This window comes from Pseudomonas rustica (assembly GCF_049959085.1).
Classification (GTDB): Bacteria; Pseudomonadota; Gammaproteobacteria; order Pseudomonadales; family Pseudomonadaceae; genus Aquipseudomonas; species Aquipseudomonas rustica.
On record NZ_CP188200.1, the window covers coordinates 3,247,395 to 3,263,723 of the forward strand.

Here is a 16,329-nt window from a genome sequence, read left to right on the forward strand (position 1 = left end):
GATTCCCCTGTAGGAGCTGCCGAAGGCTGCGATCTTTTGATCTTAAAAAAACCTCAGCGCAATCTTGAAAGCAACGCAAACGCCGTCTCTTCCGAAGAAGCCGGATTCTGCCCCGTCAGCAACAACCCATCCTCACGGGTGTAAACCGACCAATCCGGCCCTTTCGAAAAAATCCCGCCCTTGGCCTTCAACTCATCTTCAACCAAAAACGGCACCACATTCGTCAACTGCACCGCTTCCTCTTCACTGTTGGTAAACCCAGTCACCTGCTTGCCCTTGACCAGCGGTTCACCGTCCGGACCTTTGGCATGGCGCAACACGCCCGGCGCATGACACACCGCCGCCACCGGTTTACCCGCGTTATAAAACGCCTCGATCAACGCGATGGAATGACGATCCTCGGCCAGATCCCACAGCGGCCCATGACCGCCCGGGTAAAACACCGCATCGAAATCCGCCGCTTTCACAGAGTCCAGCGTCACCGTCGAAGCCAGCGCCGACTGCGCCGCAGAATCCTTGCGAAATCGCCCGGTCGCTTCAGTCTGCGCGTCCGGCTCGTCGCTCTTGGGATCCAGCGGCGGCTGACCACCCTTGGGCGAGGCCAGTGTCAGCTGCGCGCCGGCATCCTTGAACACGTAATACGGGGCAGCGAACTCCTCCAGCCAGAAGCCGGTTTTCTTGCCGGTGTCGCCCAATTGATCGTGGGAGGTCAGAACCATCAGAATTTTCATGTCGTTCGGTCTCACTCGGTTTGAGGAATTTTCAGACGCAGGTCTGCGGGTGTGAGTGATTGACCCTCAGTAACGCAGGATCGTTTCAAATGAGCGGGTGATGGCATCAGGCCTTGATGCGCAAGAAGTTGCGCACTTGTTGATGATCCGCGGCCATCAATCCCGCTACACACCAGAGGCGACAAGGGCTTCAGGCGAGTGCGCAAGAAGTTGCGCACCACTGCGCAACTTCTTGCGCACATTCGCCATGAATCACCGTAAGTCATCCTGAATTCAGCTCTGCGCATTAGCGAACTCCCCGGTTTCACTGGCTCTAAAACCTGTTGGCACGCTCCTTGATAACTGTCAGGCACCCACCGGGCGTTTTCGCCTCCGGGCACCTAAACTTTATTCCGCAAGGAGAGCACCCCATGGCAACACCAGCGTACATGTCGGTTACCGGCGAAAAACAAGGCCTGATCACTGCCGGCGCCTTCACCGCCGACTCCGTTGGCAACACCTATCAGGAAGGCCACGAAGACCAGGTTATGGTTCAGGCTTTCAGCCACGACGTGATCATCCCGCGTGACCCACAATCCGGTCAGCCAACCGGTCAGCGCGTTCACAAGCCAGTTGTGATCACCAAGGTCTACGACAAGGCTTCGCCTCTGCTGCAAGCTGCTCTGACCTCCGGCGAGCGCATGAGCGAAATCGTTATCCAGTGGTTCCGTACTTCTGCTCAAGGTACCCAAGAGCACTACTACACCACCAAACTGGAAGACGCGATCATCGTCGCCATCAACAACAAAATGCACAACTGCCAGGATCCAGGCAACTCGCACTTCACCCACCTGGAAGAAGTGCAGTTCACCTACCGCAAAATCACCTGGACCCACGAAGTATCCGGTACTTCGGGTTCCGATGACTGGCGTGCTCCAGTCGTTTAATTACGGCTGATTGTTACAAGCATCGGCCAGCTCTGCTGGTCGATGTTGTTTTCGCAACTCCAGATTTTTGTGACAGCACGAGGAACAAGGGATGTTCGCGCCGGCCAATGAAACCCACTTTGCCCTGACCATCGAAGGTCTTTCCGCTGACTTTCAGGTGTTTACCCTGCAAGGCCGGGAAGCCATCAGCCAGCCTTTTGTCTTCGAGGTGGAGCTGGTCAGTGAGCAGCCGTCGCTGGATCTCGAAACCCTGCTGCACAAACCGGCCTTTCTGCAACTGTCGCCCGACGGCAGCGGCATTCACGGCCAGATCTACCGCGCCGCGCAAGGCGATTCCGGCAAACGCCTGACTCGCTACTCCGTGACCCTGCGTCCGCAACTCGCGTACCTCGCGCACCGCATCAACCAGCGCATCTTCCAGAACCTTACAGTGCCGAAAATCATCGGCATGGTGCTTGAAGAGCACGGTATCCAAGGCAACGCCTACGAATTCAAGACCGGTTCGATTTATCCCGAGCGCATTTACTGCGTGCAATACGATGAATCGGATCTGCATTTCATCCAGCGCCTGTGCGAAGAAGAAGGCATTCACTACCACTTCCAGCACAGCGCCACGGGCCACAAACTGCTGTTCGGCGATGACCAGACGATATTCCCGAAACTAGCGCCCGTGGCCTATCAGCAAGACTCCGGCATGGTCGCCAGCGATCCGGTAATCAAACGCTTCGACCTGCGCCTGGAAACCCGCACCAGCCGCACCACCCGCCGCGATTACGACTTCGAAAAACCGCGCCTCACCCTCGAAAGCGAAAACCGTGGCGACGCCCTGCCTGACCTCGAAGACTACGACTACCCAGGCCGTTTCATTGACCGCGAGCGCGGCAAACACCTGGCCAAACGCGCCCTCGAACGCCATCGCAGCGACTTCCAGCTCGCCGAAGGCAAAAGCGATCAGCCATTGCTGGTCAGCGGCCACTTTCTCGCGCTGACGCAACACCCGAAAGCCAAATGGAATGACCTCTGGCTGCTCACCGAAGTCCTCCACGAAGGCAAGCAGCCGCAAGTGCTGGAAGAGTCGGTGACCAGCGACACCACCGCGCTGAAAGACGATTTCCATCAGGGTTACCGCAACCGCTTTCAGGCCACGCCGTGGGACGTACCGAACCGCCCGCCGCTGAACCACCCGAAACCGCGCATCCTCGGCAGTCAGAGCGCCGTGGTCACTGGGCCCAAAGGGGAAGAGATCCACTGCGACGAATACGGCCGCGTCAAAGTGCAATTCCACTGGGATCGCGAAGGCCTGGCTGACGACAAAACCAGCTGCTGGCTGCGCGTCTCCAGCGCTTGGGCCGGCGCGCAATACGGTGGCATCGCCATCCCGCGCATCGGCATGGAAGTGCTGGTCACCTTCCTTGAAGGCGACCCCGATCAACCGCTGATCAGCGGCTGCCTGTACCACAAGGAAAACACCGTCCCGTATGAGCTGCCGGCGAACAAAACCCGCAGCACGTTCAAGACCCTCAGTTCTATGGGCGGTGGCGGCTACAACGAACTGCGCATCGAAGACAAAAAAGGTCAGGAACAGATCTTCCTGCACGCCCAGCGCGACTGGGACGAGAACATCGAGCACGACCAGAAAATCCGCGTCGGCAACGAGCGCCACGACACCGTCGAGCAAAACAGCTACAGCGAATTCAAAGCCGAAGAACACCACACCGTCTACGCCGACCGCAAAGTCGAAGCGCGCGCCAACGACCACCTCACCGTGGGCGTCAACCAGCACATCAAAATCGGCACCGGCCAATTCATCGACGCCGGCCAGGAAATCCACCTCAGCAGCGGCATGAAAGTCGTGCTCGAAGCCGGCGCCGAACTGACCCTCATCGGCGGTGGCAGCTTCATCAAAATCGACGCCGGCGGCGTGACCATGAGCGGCCCGGTGATCAACATGAACTCGGGTGGTAGCCCGGGGAGCGGCACGGGTGCGGCGCCGTTGTTGCCGGGGCCGTTGAAGCAGGCGGATACCGATAAGGCTGGGCAGTTGCTGGTGCCGGCGCAGCGGCAAGCGTTGATGCAGAAGAAGCCGATTTGTGCGGTGTGCGAGAAAGCCAAATTGGAGGCACAGAATGCTTAAGTCGGAATTTTCATTGGAAAACGGCCTCCCCCAAGGCCTTCCATGGAATGGCACGGTAGGTTTACTGCTTGATGGTGTCAGCGTTGAGAAGCTTCCGCAGCACCTGTATCAGTGGACGGAAAACCCCGAGTTCGAGCCGCTTTATCTTGGGACTCGTTGGGCAGAGCTGGGCGATATCTCCCCATGCCTCGTGCAAATAAAAGCACAGAATAATCCGGTCCTAACCCGGTTCTTGAACGCATCGCGTCAGGAATGGGGGCACTTGGTGTTTAGCGATCAATCATGGGATCAACTGGTCGCACACTTTCGCTGGCTCACCAGCGTCATGCACCCACTGGGTGAGGAAGTGTTGTTGCGCATCGCGGATCCGGCCGTAACCCATGCACTGCTCGCTCACGCAGAAACCATCAAGGATCCGACCCTATTCGGCCCCTGCAAACAAATCGTCACTGCCGATGCCGCACTGGATTGCTGGTACATAAACAATAGGCCGGGCAACGCTCCCGAGCCCGACCACAGCAAGCGCTATCGATTGAGCGAAGCACAACTCAGTCAACTGGACGAGGTGAACTTTCGCAATGTTGTGATGCGTCTCGATGCACACATGCAAGAATATTTTCCAAGCTATCAGGCACAGTCGACCCCACAGCAACGCTGGGAACACCTGCATGGGCTGGCGTCGACCTCCTATGATCGCGGCTTCAACACCGAACTCGATATCACCCTCTACGCCAACATTCACGGGTTCCTTGGCGAGCGAGCACTGGAAGAACATCCGGACCTGGACGCCATACTCAAAACCCCGTCGGAACAAACGCCCGCACAAAGACTCGAAAAGGTCGCTGATATTGCCCAGGAACGGGCAGCAACATTGAACAGGAGCCAAGGATGACAACGCCAACATCGACCGGTAAAAGCCCGAACAACGCTGCAAAAAGCCGGGATGACGGCAAGTGTGCCATGGGCGGCTGCTCGTTGATGAAGGCAAAAATCCAGCTCATCCCACTGCGTTACGGCCTCGTTGAACGACTCGACCCGTCAAGCGCGCTGACCATGCCGTACAAAACCACTTCTCGCCCACTAGGCATTCGATTGATGCGTGACGGCTGGCTCTACGTCATCGTCGACAAGAAGCCTGAAGCCGTAATGCACGAATACCGAATCCAGAACGGCATCGTGACCCAACTGCTGTGGGAAAAGAGCGAAATCACCGCCAACAAACGTGAAAGCAACGTGGGCGAAGCCGTGTTGGTCTTCCCGCGTTTGAGCAAACTCTACGTCAACTACTCCGAGGTGCAATGGACCGCCGCGAAATGCGCGCAGGTCATCAAGCACAAGTCTGAACGTGAGTACTTCATGCAGAAGGTCGATCTCACCAATGCAGACCCTGAGAAAGGCGCAGCTCATCTACTGACGCCAAGTCAGGCGGAAAAGTGGATTGCGGAGGTTTCGGAGCAGCCGAGTAAAGAGCCGACGGTTACGGGTGCCAAACCTGAGGAAAGTCAGGACTATCTCTGGGAGCAAGCGTCGCACTTCAAGAAAACTCAGTTGGGCACACTCAAAAAGCAAGTCAAGGCGGAACATGAGCGTGACCATCTGTACTTGGTCTTACAGGATGACCTGGGCGTGTTACGCGATCTCGCTGAGCATCAGGACTTGGTCACTGGCTGGATCAGCGACTGGAGCGACGCTGAGGCCAATCAAAAGAAGTATGTGTTTGGTTGCTACATAGAATCGTTGTACACCGTAACAGGCGAAACCATTCTGAATGCCGCCCAAGGCGACCCTCGTTTTGTCAAACTCAAGGACGAAACAAGCGAAGAGCAGCGGCAATCGATCGTCGACTACGTCAACGTAAAAAATCAAACCCAGTATTCAGGCGCTGGTACGCATCGTGGGGCTATTGCAGCTTCAAAGTCGCGGATGCGTACGAGTCTTGGACCGTTGTATTCCAGGTACGAAGACCTGATCGAGACCATCGAAGACAACGCGGATGACGCGCTCGACGGCGCGAAGATGGGACAACAGGGCATCAACGATCTGATCGATCGGCCAGCTATGGAAGCCTTCCTGAAACAGCAACGCGCCCAACTCAATCGCTGGAACAAACGTCTAGATCTGATCAGTAACGATCGCGCGAATCTAATCTGTGAAGAACGCTTCCAACGTTCAGCCTGGTATTTTGACCCCAAATTTGGCGATCAACTCGACACAACTCTCGCTACTGAATATGCCTGTATGAGAGACATTTGCCGGACAGATAAAGCGACTGAAAAGCTTGCCGATCTGCTCGAGAAACAGCCGGGTTTCACCGTACCAACCTTCTTCACATTGAGTTTGACTGATCAGAAGGACATGCACTCCAAGGTCACATCATTCATCAAGTCCCTGCGCGATACCTATATGGTCAAGGACGACTATCAGGGCGCCCAAGCACTCAGCGGAAAATTTGGCAATTTGCTCACTCAGAATCTCGCAGCAGCAATGCAATTGAGTGAAAACGGCATTGTGCTAGGTCAGTTGCGCAACACAGCGTACGAGCCGGCAAAGCAGTTGCGCCTGGCAGGAGCGCTGGATGAGGCTATGCAAGCGCTACGCAATGGACAACCGCTAGATCCGGCAAAAGTATTGCGCCGAATTCCTGGCTCGGCCTGGATAGATGTTCTTCGTGCCTTTGGTAAGGGAGGTATTACATTAGAGTTTGCCTCTGCGAATCAAATTGCTGCGTTCAAAGCTGATATGGCCAAACTGACAGATCTGCGCCAGCAAATGACCTCGCTGAAAAATCAGATTCGGCAAACCCTGGCTGATGAACGTAAAGGAAGGTCACCAAAAGGCGGTTATAAAACCTTGGTAGCTCGCCGCAAAGCCATTCAACAGACTGTCGCTCCCCTTGAAGGGCGGATAGCTCAGGCCATGAGTCCTGTTGGTGACGGACCTGGCAAGGCTGCCTTCAAGATTAAAGGGCTTAACAATGCTCAGGTGCTTGAGTTCGAGCGGATGGCCGATGACTATCGGCTCAAGCGTCCTTCCAAGGGAATAAGCAAGGCGGTTTTCGCATCAGCTGGAGGGGATTTGTTTTCTTCAGCTGCAGCGGTTCTGCAAATCATCAGCTTTACGACTGTTTATGGTGAATTTGCTAGAAAAAAAGAGGCGGATTTCTCCGATAAGTTGGCTGTAGCAAATGCTCTTTTTTCAATGCTTGGGGGGACAATCGCCGCGGCCCAAGGAATTGCCATTACTGGCCTTTCTGTCGCAATTGAAAACTATGCGAGTGCCGCAGCTAAAATCGGATTAGCCTCCAAGTTAGGCAAAATTACAGGCGTATTGGGGCCTTTTTCATACCTTTTTGGCGCTATTGCCGCAGGCACTGGTTTGTATGGTGAAAAAGGGTCTGCCGCAAGGTGGACCGAAGCTTTACGGTCAGGCGATGGCGCCAAACTAGCTGGGGCTAGCATGACGCTGGTTGGAGACTCCGGCCAACTAGTTGTCAATGGCTGGGCGACCGCACGAACAGTTCAATACACTTCTGAAGCTATGACGAATGTAAGCCAGGCGCGCGCTCTTGCGTGGGTTACGACTGGTGGTAAGTTGCTCAGCGTCGCCGCTCGTGCCAACCTGATTGGCCTAGTCCTAACAGGACTCCAATTAGGTGGTGAATGGCTGTACAACCGTAATAATAAGACCGAACTGGATAAATGGCTGCTCAAGGGTCCTTGGGGCAAGCAGAGCGAAAACCGAAGTCTTGCAGAGGAGCGTTTAATGTTAGCAGATATTACTGCCGCTCCGCAGATAGCCCTACAACAAGTAGACAGCAAGCCCATGGCCGTCTTGAGCATGCCGGGGATGACAGCCAATGATCTAGAAGATGTCAATCTCGGCCTCAGTGCTTACTGGCTAACTAACCAACAGCGCAATGACTGGGAAGCGTGGAGCGAACCATTACTGTATCAACTCAATCTGCTAGGTGCTCCGGGCGAACCTCTTAAGCTCGGCTTAGAAATATTCCAACACGAAGCTAACGCCCAACATGGCCTTGCCGTCGTTTTACGCTACCACTCCGTAGCCGGTGATAAATCTTTCCGAGAGAAGCGATTCGAAACCACGACCCTAAACGCGCAGAATGGCAAGCTGCTTCAATCAGTATCTGTGTTAAGGACGCGCACCACGAATGCTCCTTGGTTGCTAGTAACTAGCGACTCCCTGTAGTTACCTAAACCGCCTACATTTTTTCGGTTGAATTGCATGCCATCCAAACCTGAACAGCAAGTCGAACTTGACCTCAAAAATCACCGCCCCACGGCGGGTGAAACTCGTCGTTTTGCCACAGGCGAAGCATTATTTTTCTCACCGCTGCCAGTTCCGACCGGACAAATCCCAATGGATCTCGGCGGAAGTTTTATTGAAGTCAACGACACATATCTGGACTTGGGTAGCAGCAATCTCACCAAGTCTTTCCAAACACGATTAGCTGTAGCACTCCCAACAGTCGTAGTTATCGTTTGTCTATTTGGTCTCCCAACATTGATGGGCTTCGCAGCATTCATAAACCCATTCGGCAGAAGCTTCTGGTTTTATTTCAACGATTTTTTTGAGTTCGGAATATCACTAGCGCTCTGGTGTGGAGGGGGAGCAGCGCTGATTGGCCTGTACGCGATTATCAGCACCACAAGGAACAAAGCCCGCGCCAGACCCATCCGATTTAACCGCCAACGCCGAGAGGTCTGTTACTTCCCGAATGGCTCCGACGAAGCCGTGATCCAGCCTTGGGAAGACACAGTTGCGTGGATCTCTGTCAGCACCGGATTCATTGGAGTAGGCGTAATCAGTAGCTACACCTTTGGCATGGCCATAGATAATCCCAAGGCCGATACGGTGCACTTTTTCACACAGGAGGTCATGACTCCTGTTCATGGACTAGGCAAATGGGAAGCCATACGTGCCTACATGGAAAAAGGACCGGAGTTCTGCCCTGCTAAAGCACCCTACGAGGGTCGCCACACCTTCGATAAAGAACGACAAGACATGCACGAGGAATACCAGCACAGCGAACGTTCCGTATTAGGAGTTTGCTGGTGGTACTTGACACACCTGATCACTTGGTGGCGTTTTCCGTATTGGGTAGCAGAATGGGATCATCGTTTCAACATGAAATCTCTGCCTGAATCCATTGCTGAGTGGTCCAAACCTCTTCCACCTGAACAATGGGGCAAGCCAAGCCCAGCGCTTAAAGAGCAAAGCGCGAAAATCGAAAAAGCCTTTGCTCAAGGGCAGGATTTTATGACGTACTTCAAGGCAAACCTAAACGAAAGCAAGGCAGAAGAATGAAAAAACAGCTGAGCTATATAGTAGCCAGAAATCAGATAGCCCGATAACCGTCAGGTCAAGTCTGAGCTTTTACAAAAATGAAAAACAAAAGAGGATGGTTCATTTTCAAAAAAAATAATTCCGCCCCTTTTTCGAGCCTTATTTTATTTCTATCCAACATATGGATATAGACGGTCAAGCGGGTTTCTCAGCGAACGAAATAAACCGATCAAGCATTCATTGTGACCACCGACACGCTGACTGTGCTCGAATCATCAAAACCAGCCGGGCAAACCTAATCCCTTCAATAAATGAGGAATCCAGCGACGATCTAAATCTCAAGAAAATACGGCCCGTGGCTGGTGAGAAGCGTAAATTCGCGACAGGTGAGGCATTATTCTTCTGCCCGTTTCCGATACCAACGGGCAACGTCCCCATGGATTTGGGTGGAAGCTTTGTTGAGGTAAATGACACATTCCTCGACCTAGGCAGTAGTAATTTCGGCAAGGCTTTCCAAGCGAGGGCAATGATTGGGCTCGGGATGATGTTTATTTTTTCATGCCTGATTATTTTGCCTTTGCTTGCAGGATCTACTACCTGGGGCTCCCCATTTTCCGAGTCCTTTTGGGACATAACTGCAGGCATGTTCGATTTCGGTGTGACCTTTAGTATTTGGGGTGGAGGAATAGCTGCGCTGTTGGGTATTTACGTTATCTTGAGCACTACCAGAGCGAAGTCGCGCACCCGTCCAATTAGATTCAACCGCCAACGTCGTGAAGCCTTTTTCTTTCCCGAAGGTTCTGACCTCCCCGTCATTCAACCATGGGAAGAGATAGCATCTTGGCTTTCGATCAGTACAGGTGTTGCTGGAGTAGGCGTAACAAGCGCCTATACATTTGGTATGGCGTTCAACGATTCCAAAGCTGACGCAGTGCATTTTGTGAGACAAGGCGTGATGACTCCTGCCCATGCCTTGGGTAAGTGGGAACCGTCAGGGCGATATAACGCAGCAAATCGATCCCGACGGAAATGCCACGCTCTACAGCTATGACGGTCAGGGACGCCTGCTGGAGATTCGCCATCCGGACGGCAGCCTTCACCAACTTGGCTGGAACAACCTCGGATAATTGCTGGAAGAGCGACTCCCCGATGGCGGCCAACGCAAGTACCGTTACGACGCGCTGGGTCGACAGATCACCCGGCAGGAAGAGTCCGGCGCCATCACCCAATATCAGTGGGACGCCGCTAACCGACTCGCACAGCTGACACTGCCAGGTGGTGCAACGCGGGCTTTCACCTATAACGCTTATGGCAATGTCACCGCTGAACGCGATGAGCTCGGCCGCATCACCCGTTACGAATACGCTGATAATCTGCATCTGGTCAGCCGGCGAATCAATCCCGACGGCAGCCAACTGCGCTATCGCTATGACAACTCGCGCCTGCTGCTGACTGAAATCGAAAACGAGCGCGGCGAGCATTACCACCTCGACTATTACGCCAATGGTCTGATCCAGCAAGAAACCAGCTTCGATGGTCGTCGTACGGCTTACGAGTACGATCTCAATGGCCAACTGCTGAAGAAAATCGAGTTTGGTGACGATGGCAGCGAACTGATCACCGAATACCAACGCGATGCCGCCGGACGACTGTTGGTCAAAACCCTGGCCGATGGCGAGGAAGTTCACTACAGCTACGACGCCCTCGGTCGACTCGTAAGCGTCGATGACGGCCATTGGCCGCTCGCCTACAAATACGACCTGCAAGACCGCCTCATCGAAGAACACCAAGGCTGGGGTACCCTGCGCTACGAGTACGACAGCGTCGGCCAGCTCAAACACTGCCGCCTCCCTGACGGCAGCAAACTGGATTACCGTCACCAGCCTGGTGGGCAACTCAGCACCATCGATCTCAATGGCTCACGCCTGACCGCTCACCAATTCAGCGCCGGTCGCGAACAACAGCGCCAGCAAGGTCTGCTGCTCAGCCAATACCAGTACGATGAACAGGGTCGCCTGCAAGCACACAGTGTTGGTCAAAGAGACAAAAACCTGTTCCAGCGTCGTTATAACTATGACGCCAACGGCAACCTAGCCGGTATCGACGACAGCCGCAAAGGTAACCGTAGCTACCACTACGACCCGCTTGACCGACTGATCAGCGTGCGCGGTGCCACACCAGAAAGCTTCGCCCATGACCCGGCAGGTAACCTGCTTGGCCAGAGCAATGAAGGTACGGCCAACCTGGCCAACGTCAAAGGCAACCGCCTGCTGATGCAGGGTGATCGTCATTACGAGTACGACGTGTATGGCAACCTAAGTCGCGAGCGACGTGGCACAGGACAGAAACTTGTCACCGAATACCGTTACGACTGTCAGCACCGCTTTATCGGCACGAGCCTGCCGGGCGGCCGCAGCGCAGCCTACAAGTACGATGCCTTCGGTCGACGTATAGAAAAAACTGTCGACGGTCGTACCACTGAGTTTTTGTGGCAAGGCGAACGCCTGATCGCCGAGAGCGCTGAGAACCGCTACCGCAGCTACATCTACGAACCGGGCACCTTCCGCCCGCTGGCTATGCTTGACGGCGAAGGCCCGCGCAAGGCCACGCCTTTTTACTGTCAACTCGATCACCTTGGCACCCCGCAGGAACTCACCGATTACAGCGGCGAGATCATGTGGTCAGCGAAGTACCGACCTTACGGCAACCTCGCCGCGTTGGACGTCAGCGAAATCGATAACCCGTTGCGGTTCCAGGGTCAGTATTTCGATGCGGAGACAGGGTTACATTACAACCGCCACCGCTACTACAATCCGGGGACTGGACGGTTTCTGACGCCGGATCCGATTAAGCTTGCGGGTGGGTTGAATAGCTACCAGTACTTGCCTAACCCTACGGGGTGGGTGGATCCGCTGGGGCTGACCACTACAAAAGCTCAGTGCCCTAAAAAGAAAATAGCTGTTAACCATAAGCCAAGTGGTGATCTAGACTGGAATGGCGTTGACAAAAATGGCCTGAGTCGAGCGGATCATGTAGAGCGGCATGGTGTTGACGATCCAACTCGAAACGTTCCACACGGAGTTTTTGCGGAATAACCTATTTCGGCAACTGAGAACGCGTGGGCAATTGCAAAACGCAATGGCATAGCTCCATACGTAGAACAACCCGGCAATGGCAATTGGATCTACGATGTGCCTTATCCAAATGCTGGTTTTAAAGGTGGCAAACCTGGCGCAACAGACGGCCATCCGGTATTGAATTCCATTAGAATTGTTGTCAAAGCAAATACGAACAATGTAGTTACAGCGTTCCCAATGTGAGTTACAAAATGAAAAAAATATTCTACACAGCAGAAGCCTATATCAGCACGTACGCCCAAGGCACCGACCTTGTGATAATAAAATCAGCAGACGGCACTCTGTATGGTGCTTCATTTGAATTTGACATATGCACAAAGGATATTATTAAAGCCGCGATCGGTAAAAATGAAACATTCAACGAGGATAACTCAAAGTTTACAGAAGCCGAATGGGTAGAATACACTGACGATATCGGAACTGTACCGGCAAGCTGGCCAGACATTACCACAACCGCACTTCCAGATATAATATTAGGATACCAACTCGAAGGCGAAGCAACTATCCACCACTTCGAGAGTTAAAAGCCAGAACACACCTAGGTTTATTTCCAGAAATCAAAATAGCAGCCCAACGATACACAGCGCTGCTTTAACCATAACCACCCTTTCTCCACGCTAGAACATGACGAACGAAAAAATTGGGGAGAGTAGTGCGATGTATTTTCTTAGAGAGCAACAACATCAATCCCGAATTACCCACGTCTCCGTGGAATTGCGATCCATCCGATGGATCAAGCGAAAAATCAAAATTATATGTAGCTAATGGAAAAATAGAAAAGTTGTTCTAATCGCAGCTTTACCCCTTGAATAGTTCTCGCTTCCTGTTTCTCATAGCTGCCCCCATAATCTATCCAGAGGAAAATAAAGCATGGACATTAAGGAGACAATCAATCTTGGCGGAGTAATAACCCTAGATAACTTGTCCGACCTCAGCGGATCTGACATATCACTCATCACAGACGAATTAAGAGAGATCTTTTACAAGCATCTCTACCACAAGAGCAGATAATAGACATTGGGTGGTATCCAGAATCCGATAAAAACGGAGCCTTTATAATTCCGCTTATCTCAAATCAAAATTGGGGGTCACCCACTCAGAGCGAAACTGCGAGAAGCTGAATTAATCTCGATGAAGCATTAAAAAATATACTAGCAAAAACAGATAAACAGTGACTTAGTAATCCATTAGCACACAAAACAAGACGGATTTATTTCCTACAGAACGAAGACGACCCCGCACCCTTCTATCCATGCAATCTATCCGCAGAAATAATGTTAAAACAAAAGACCAATACTTAAAGGAACGGCGCCTTAGAAGCTCTAAGGAACATAGAATTCATCTTAATTTCTCTGCAAAATGGAATCTACTATTGCGACAAACCAATAGAAGACTACCAAAAAGCCACAACTGCGTTCATTGACGACGAAAAGATCACTCAACGCCTTGCCAAAGTAAGAAAGGTCATTAGCGAAAATTTTGATCCTACACTTGGAGAGGATGGCATGGATGCATAGAGCGTCACATGGAAGGAGTTGAATTCTGGAAACCTTGAGTTCCTGTTGCCTACAACATGAAAAGATTATGCATTTTTTTTAAGCTAGATCACCCAGCTATCACTATCGGAGTATGAATAGTCATCCAGTGGATCGGGTTGTTCAATTCGTAGATCCTGCCGCTTCCCTCACGTTGTGCATCGCGGCTTCACCGGTCTCACCCAACACACCCCGCCCCCTTCCTTAACCCCAAAATTAAGGTTCACCTAAGGTTCCATCGTTACCATCCCGCCCCATGAACCACTGTCGCCCATGAGTCGCGGATGAGACCTTCTGATATGAAAGCCTTAGATTTTCCAGCCCAGCAGCAGGCGAATTTCAGCGTTGTGCTGGTGAATTACAAGACGCCGGACTTGACCAAAATGTGCCTTGAGCTGCTGCGTGAGCACGCTCAGGAGCAGCGCATTCCGGTGTGGGTGGTGGACAACGACTCCGCAGACGCCAGTCTCGATTACCTGCGTACGCTCGACTGGATCAATCTGATCGAGCGCCCTTCTGTGAAAGGTGAAGCCGGTCATATCGCGCATGGCAAGGCGCTGGATCTGGTGCTGGACAAGGTTGAAACCGATTATCTGTTTCTGTTACACACCGATACCTTTGTTTATGACAAAGAGGTGTTTGCGATGATGATGCGCGAGTGCGCGAATAATCCGGAGATCGCCGCCGTCGGTTGTGTCGAGCAAATCAATCGCGGGATGCTCAGAGAGACATGGCGATTAACTTCGCGTTTCTGCAAGCATTATGTCCGTCGCGCTAAAACTCAGTTGGGTTTGAAAACCAAAGAGCCGAAGCCGTATCGGGAAACTCATCTGAAGAGTTTCTGCACGTTGTGGAATGCTCGTCTGGCCAAATCTCATGGTTTGCACTTTTGCATGGATGATCGGGTGCCTGGATATACGCTGCAGGATCGCATGGTGAGCTTGGGCTATGGCATCAAGTTTCTGTCGCCAGGCAAGATCTTCAGCTATCTGGATCACATCCAGTCAGGCACGGTCGCGGCCGCAGGCACCTACGGCAAGGATCATCGGCGTACGAAAATGTACGAGGCGTCGATCAAGCGTCTTGAACAGCAGCGAGGCAAGGCCGGGATGCAAGCATCGGCATAATTTAAAGACACAAAAACGGGCGACTATTCAGTCGCCCTTTTTTGTTGCCGAATTTTGTATACATACGTTTCGATTAAAGTGTTCGCCCAGTGTTATGGCCTGGCAATCCATGCACCGGTAAAGAGCCCTGACACTGGGCGAACGGAAGGGATTTTAATTGAAGTTGGCGCTTATGTCGTCATGAAGAATTGTGAAATTTATGTACTGGAAAGTTAAAAACTCTGTCACTCGGATATTTACCGGCAAACTTCCTACAGAGTCTTTTATATGATTGTTCTCATACACAAAGCTGTACAAGAACAATCATTCTGTAGAGTTAATACTCAGCTTTCATGCTGACTGGTCACTTTTAATATATCGGTGTAAGTGACGACGACGCTCTGCCCTACTTTCAAATCTTTCAATTTCGCCTGAATCTCAGGCTTTTTCACGTCGAGTGTTTTCGATTGGCCCGACGGGTTTTCCAGGGTTACCTGATTCTTCTTCAAATCAATTTTGGTGATTTTCAGCTGTACCTGAACCTGACGAAACGCTTCGCCGCCGGGGTTATCGGTGCCCGGCGCCTTGCGCAGTTCGCCGGTGCGTTCGGTCGTGCCAGGCAGACCTTTATCCACATCGGTATCCAGGTAAGCGGCGACAGAACGCTGGACTTGGACTTTGACCAGATCACCGACCTTGAGGTTGGCGAGGTTTTTTGCCTTATCGGTGAGTTGTACGTGAACCTGACGGCCTTCCGCGCCTTCGAGCACAACCTGATGGTTGGCGGGATCGACGGAGATGACTTTGGTGGTGACCTGATCCGCTTCGATGGTGGCGGACAGCGGAATATCGGCGGCAAATGCTCCGAAGCTGGTGGCGGACAGTACGGTTGCGAGGGTGATGGCTTTGGCCAGTGCGTGGAGCTTCATAAGCAATACTTTCCCTGTGATGAATGGCAGCCACCGTCGCCAAAACGTTTTTGGCGACGGATGTCCGATTGAGCATAGACGCTGTTCAGGGCTTGGTTTGAGATTGTTTTGCGGTGTCTTGCGCGGTGGATTCGCCGCTGGGGGTGCCTTTGCCGTGGCTTTGGCGCTGCTTGGGATCAGTGGGGCGCAGGGCGTCGTTGTCGCGCTCGGTTTCGCCGGCGGGACGCGGTTCGTCGGGGTGTTCGCTGGGAGTGATGGGTTTCATGGTGGGTGTCCTCAGGCTTCGGGGTCGTCGAGTTCGCGGGCGACGTTGATGGCGGGCGAATCCTTGTGCAGGTCTGCGGCCTTGGCGCGGAGGATCTGCCATTGCTCAAGGTCGATGGCGCCTTGGCCGAGCAGGTCGTCGGCGATGCGTTGCAGATCCAGGTAGTGAGCGTCGGGGGATTGCTGCCAGTAGGTTTCGTCGTCGAACAGACGCTGCCAAGTGGTGAGGTCTGGAAGTTGCAGGTCGTCGCTCATGATCA

The 16,329-nt window shown here is 52.9% G+C and carries 12 protein-coding genes and 1 pseudogene; 9 read left to right on the forward strand and 4 right to left on the reverse strand.

Going from position 1 to position 16,329, the window contains the following annotated elements; all coding sequences use genetic code 11:
* Nucleotides 1–53: 53 nt before the first annotated feature.
* Entirely contained in the window at nucleotides 54–731 is a 678-nt protein-coding gene (locus ACP3TY_RS14835) for a type 1 glutamine amidotransferase domain-containing protein (RefSeq protein WP_426617825.1), read from the reverse strand.
* A 410-nt stretch (nucleotides 732–1,141) separates the two neighbouring features.
* On the opposite strand from ACP3TY_RS14835, the gene ACP3TY_RS14840 reads away from it, so the two are divergent.
* The 9 genes and pseudogenes from ACP3TY_RS14840 (at nucleotide 1,142) to ACP3TY_RS14880 (ending at nucleotide 14,897) form a co-directional block, all read left to right on the forward strand.
* Nucleotides 1,142–1,657, forward strand: a complete 516-nt coding sequence (locus ACP3TY_RS14840) for an Hcp family type VI secretion system effector (RefSeq protein WP_007919523.1) — start codon at nucleotides 1,142–1,144, stop codon at nucleotides 1,655–1,657.
* A gap of 91 nt (nucleotides 1,658–1,748) precedes the next feature.
* Entirely contained in the window at nucleotides 1,749–3,791 is a 2,043-nt protein-coding gene (tssI, locus tag ACP3TY_RS14845; RefSeq protein ID WP_426617826.1) for a type VI secretion system tip protein TssI/VgrG, read from the forward strand.
* Nucleotides 3,784–4,683, forward strand: coding sequence for a DUF4123 domain-containing protein (locus ACP3TY_RS14850; protein WP_426617827.1), 900 nt, complete (start codon nucleotides 3,784–3,786; stop codon nucleotides 4,681–4,683). The genes tssI and ACP3TY_RS14850 overlap by 8 nt, the downstream gene beginning before the upstream one ends.
* The gene (locus ACP3TY_RS14855) at nucleotides 4,680–8,000 is read left to right on the forward strand and encodes a toxin VasX (protein ID WP_426617828.1); all 3,321 of its coding nucleotides are present in this window, start codon (nucleotides 4,680–4,682) and stop codon (nucleotides 7,998–8,000) included. The genes ACP3TY_RS14850 and ACP3TY_RS14855 overlap by 4 nt, the downstream gene beginning before the upstream one ends.
* A 36-nt stretch (nucleotides 8,001–8,036) precedes the next feature.
* Complete coding sequence (locus ACP3TY_RS14860; protein ID WP_426617829.1) at nucleotides 8,037–9,119, forward strand: DUF6708 domain-containing protein; 1,083 nt, start codon at nucleotides 8,037–8,039, stop codon at nucleotides 9,117–9,119.
* Nucleotides 9,120–9,453: 334 nt separating this feature from the next.
* Nucleotides 9,454–10,149 carry a hypothetical protein gene (locus ACP3TY_RS14865; RefSeq protein WP_426617830.1) on the forward strand — a complete coding sequence of 232 codons (696 nt, stop codon included), beginning with the start codon at nucleotides 9,454–9,456 and terminating at the stop codon, nucleotides 10,147–10,149.
* Nucleotides 10,085–12,043 (forward strand): annotated as a pseudogene (locus ACP3TY_RS14870) (RHS repeat-associated core domain-containing protein); the annotation flags it as partial. The gene ACP3TY_RS14865 and the pseudogene ACP3TY_RS14870, both read left to right, overlap by 65 nt.
* Nucleotides 12,044–12,426: 383 nt before the next feature.
* The gene (locus tag ACP3TY_RS14875) at nucleotides 12,427–12,759 is read left to right on the forward strand and encodes a hypothetical protein (protein ID WP_426617831.1); all 333 of its coding nucleotides are present in this window, start codon (nucleotides 12,427–12,429) and stop codon (nucleotides 12,757–12,759) included.
* 1,310 nt (nucleotides 12,760–14,069) lie between these two features.
* A complete protein-coding gene (locus tag ACP3TY_RS14880) occupies nucleotides 14,070–14,897 on the forward strand; it encodes a glycosyltransferase (RefSeq protein WP_426617832.1) in 828 nt (275 codons plus the stop codon).
* A gap of 323 nt (nucleotides 14,898–15,220) precedes the next feature.
* On the opposite strand, the gene ACP3TY_RS14885 is transcribed toward ACP3TY_RS14880, so the two are convergent.
* From ACP3TY_RS14885 to ACP3TY_RS14895, 3 genes are all read right to left on the reverse strand, one after another.
* Nucleotides 15,221–15,805: a hypothetical protein gene (locus tag ACP3TY_RS14885; protein ID WP_426617833.1), complete on the reverse strand. Its 585-nt coding sequence runs from the start codon at nucleotides 15,803–15,805 to the stop codon at nucleotides 15,221–15,223.
* An 85-nt stretch (nucleotides 15,806–15,890) separates the two neighbouring features.
* Nucleotides 15,891–16,070, reverse strand: coding sequence for a hypothetical protein (locus tag ACP3TY_RS14890; protein ID WP_053119175.1), 180 nt, complete (start codon nucleotides 16,068–16,070; stop codon nucleotides 15,891–15,893).
* Between the two features lie 11 nt (nucleotides 16,071–16,081).
* The gene (locus ACP3TY_RS14895; protein ID WP_426617834.1) at nucleotides 16,082–16,324 is read right to left on the reverse strand and encodes a hypothetical protein; all 243 of its coding nucleotides are present in this window, start codon (nucleotides 16,322–16,324) and stop codon (nucleotides 16,082–16,084) included.
* Nucleotides 16,325–16,329 lie beyond the last annotated feature (5 nt).

What these genes read in the sequence shown, in the direction of transcription:
- ACP3TY_RS14835 (WP_426617825.1), bottom strand. Translation starts at nt 731, where the DNA reads ATGAAAATTCTGATGGTTCTGACCTCCCACGATCAATTGGGCGACACC.
- ACP3TY_RS14840 (WP_007919523.1), top strand. Translation starts at nt 1,142, where the DNA reads ATGGCAACACCAGCGTACATGTCGGTTACCGGCGAAAAACAAGGCCTG.
- tssI (WP_426617826.1), top strand. Translation starts at nt 1,749, where the DNA reads ATGTTCGCGCCGGCCAATGAAACCCACTTTGCCCTGACCATCGAAGGT.
- ACP3TY_RS14850 (WP_426617827.1), top strand. Translation starts at nt 3,784, where the DNA reads ATGCTTAAGTCGGAATTTTCATTGGAAAACGGCCTCCCCCAAGGCCTT.
- ACP3TY_RS14855 (WP_426617828.1), top strand. Translation starts at nt 4,680, where the DNA reads ATGACAACGCCAACATCGACCGGTAAAAGCCCGAACAACGCTGCAAAA.
- ACP3TY_RS14860 (WP_426617829.1), top strand. Translation starts at nt 8,037, where the DNA reads ATGCCATCCAAACCTGAACAGCAAGTCGAACTTGACCTCAAAAATCAC.
- ACP3TY_RS14875 (WP_426617831.1), top strand. Translation starts at nt 12,427, where the DNA reads ATGAAAAAAATATTCTACACAGCAGAAGCCTATATCAGCACGTACGCC.
- ACP3TY_RS14880 (WP_426617832.1), top strand. Translation starts at nt 14,070, where the DNA reads ATGAAAGCCTTAGATTTTCCAGCCCAGCAGCAGGCGAATTTCAGCGTT.
- ACP3TY_RS14885 (WP_426617833.1), bottom strand. Translation starts at nt 15,805, where the DNA reads ATGAAGCTCCACGCACTGGCCAAAGCCATCACCCTCGCAACCGTACTG.
- ACP3TY_RS14890 (WP_053119175.1), bottom strand. Translation starts at nt 16,070, where the DNA reads ATGAAACCCATCACTCCCAGCGAACACCCCGACGAACCGCGTCCCGCC.
- ACP3TY_RS14895 (WP_426617834.1), bottom strand. Translation starts at nt 16,324, where the DNA reads ATGAGCGACGACCTGCAACTTCCAGACCTCACCACTTGGCAGCGTCTG.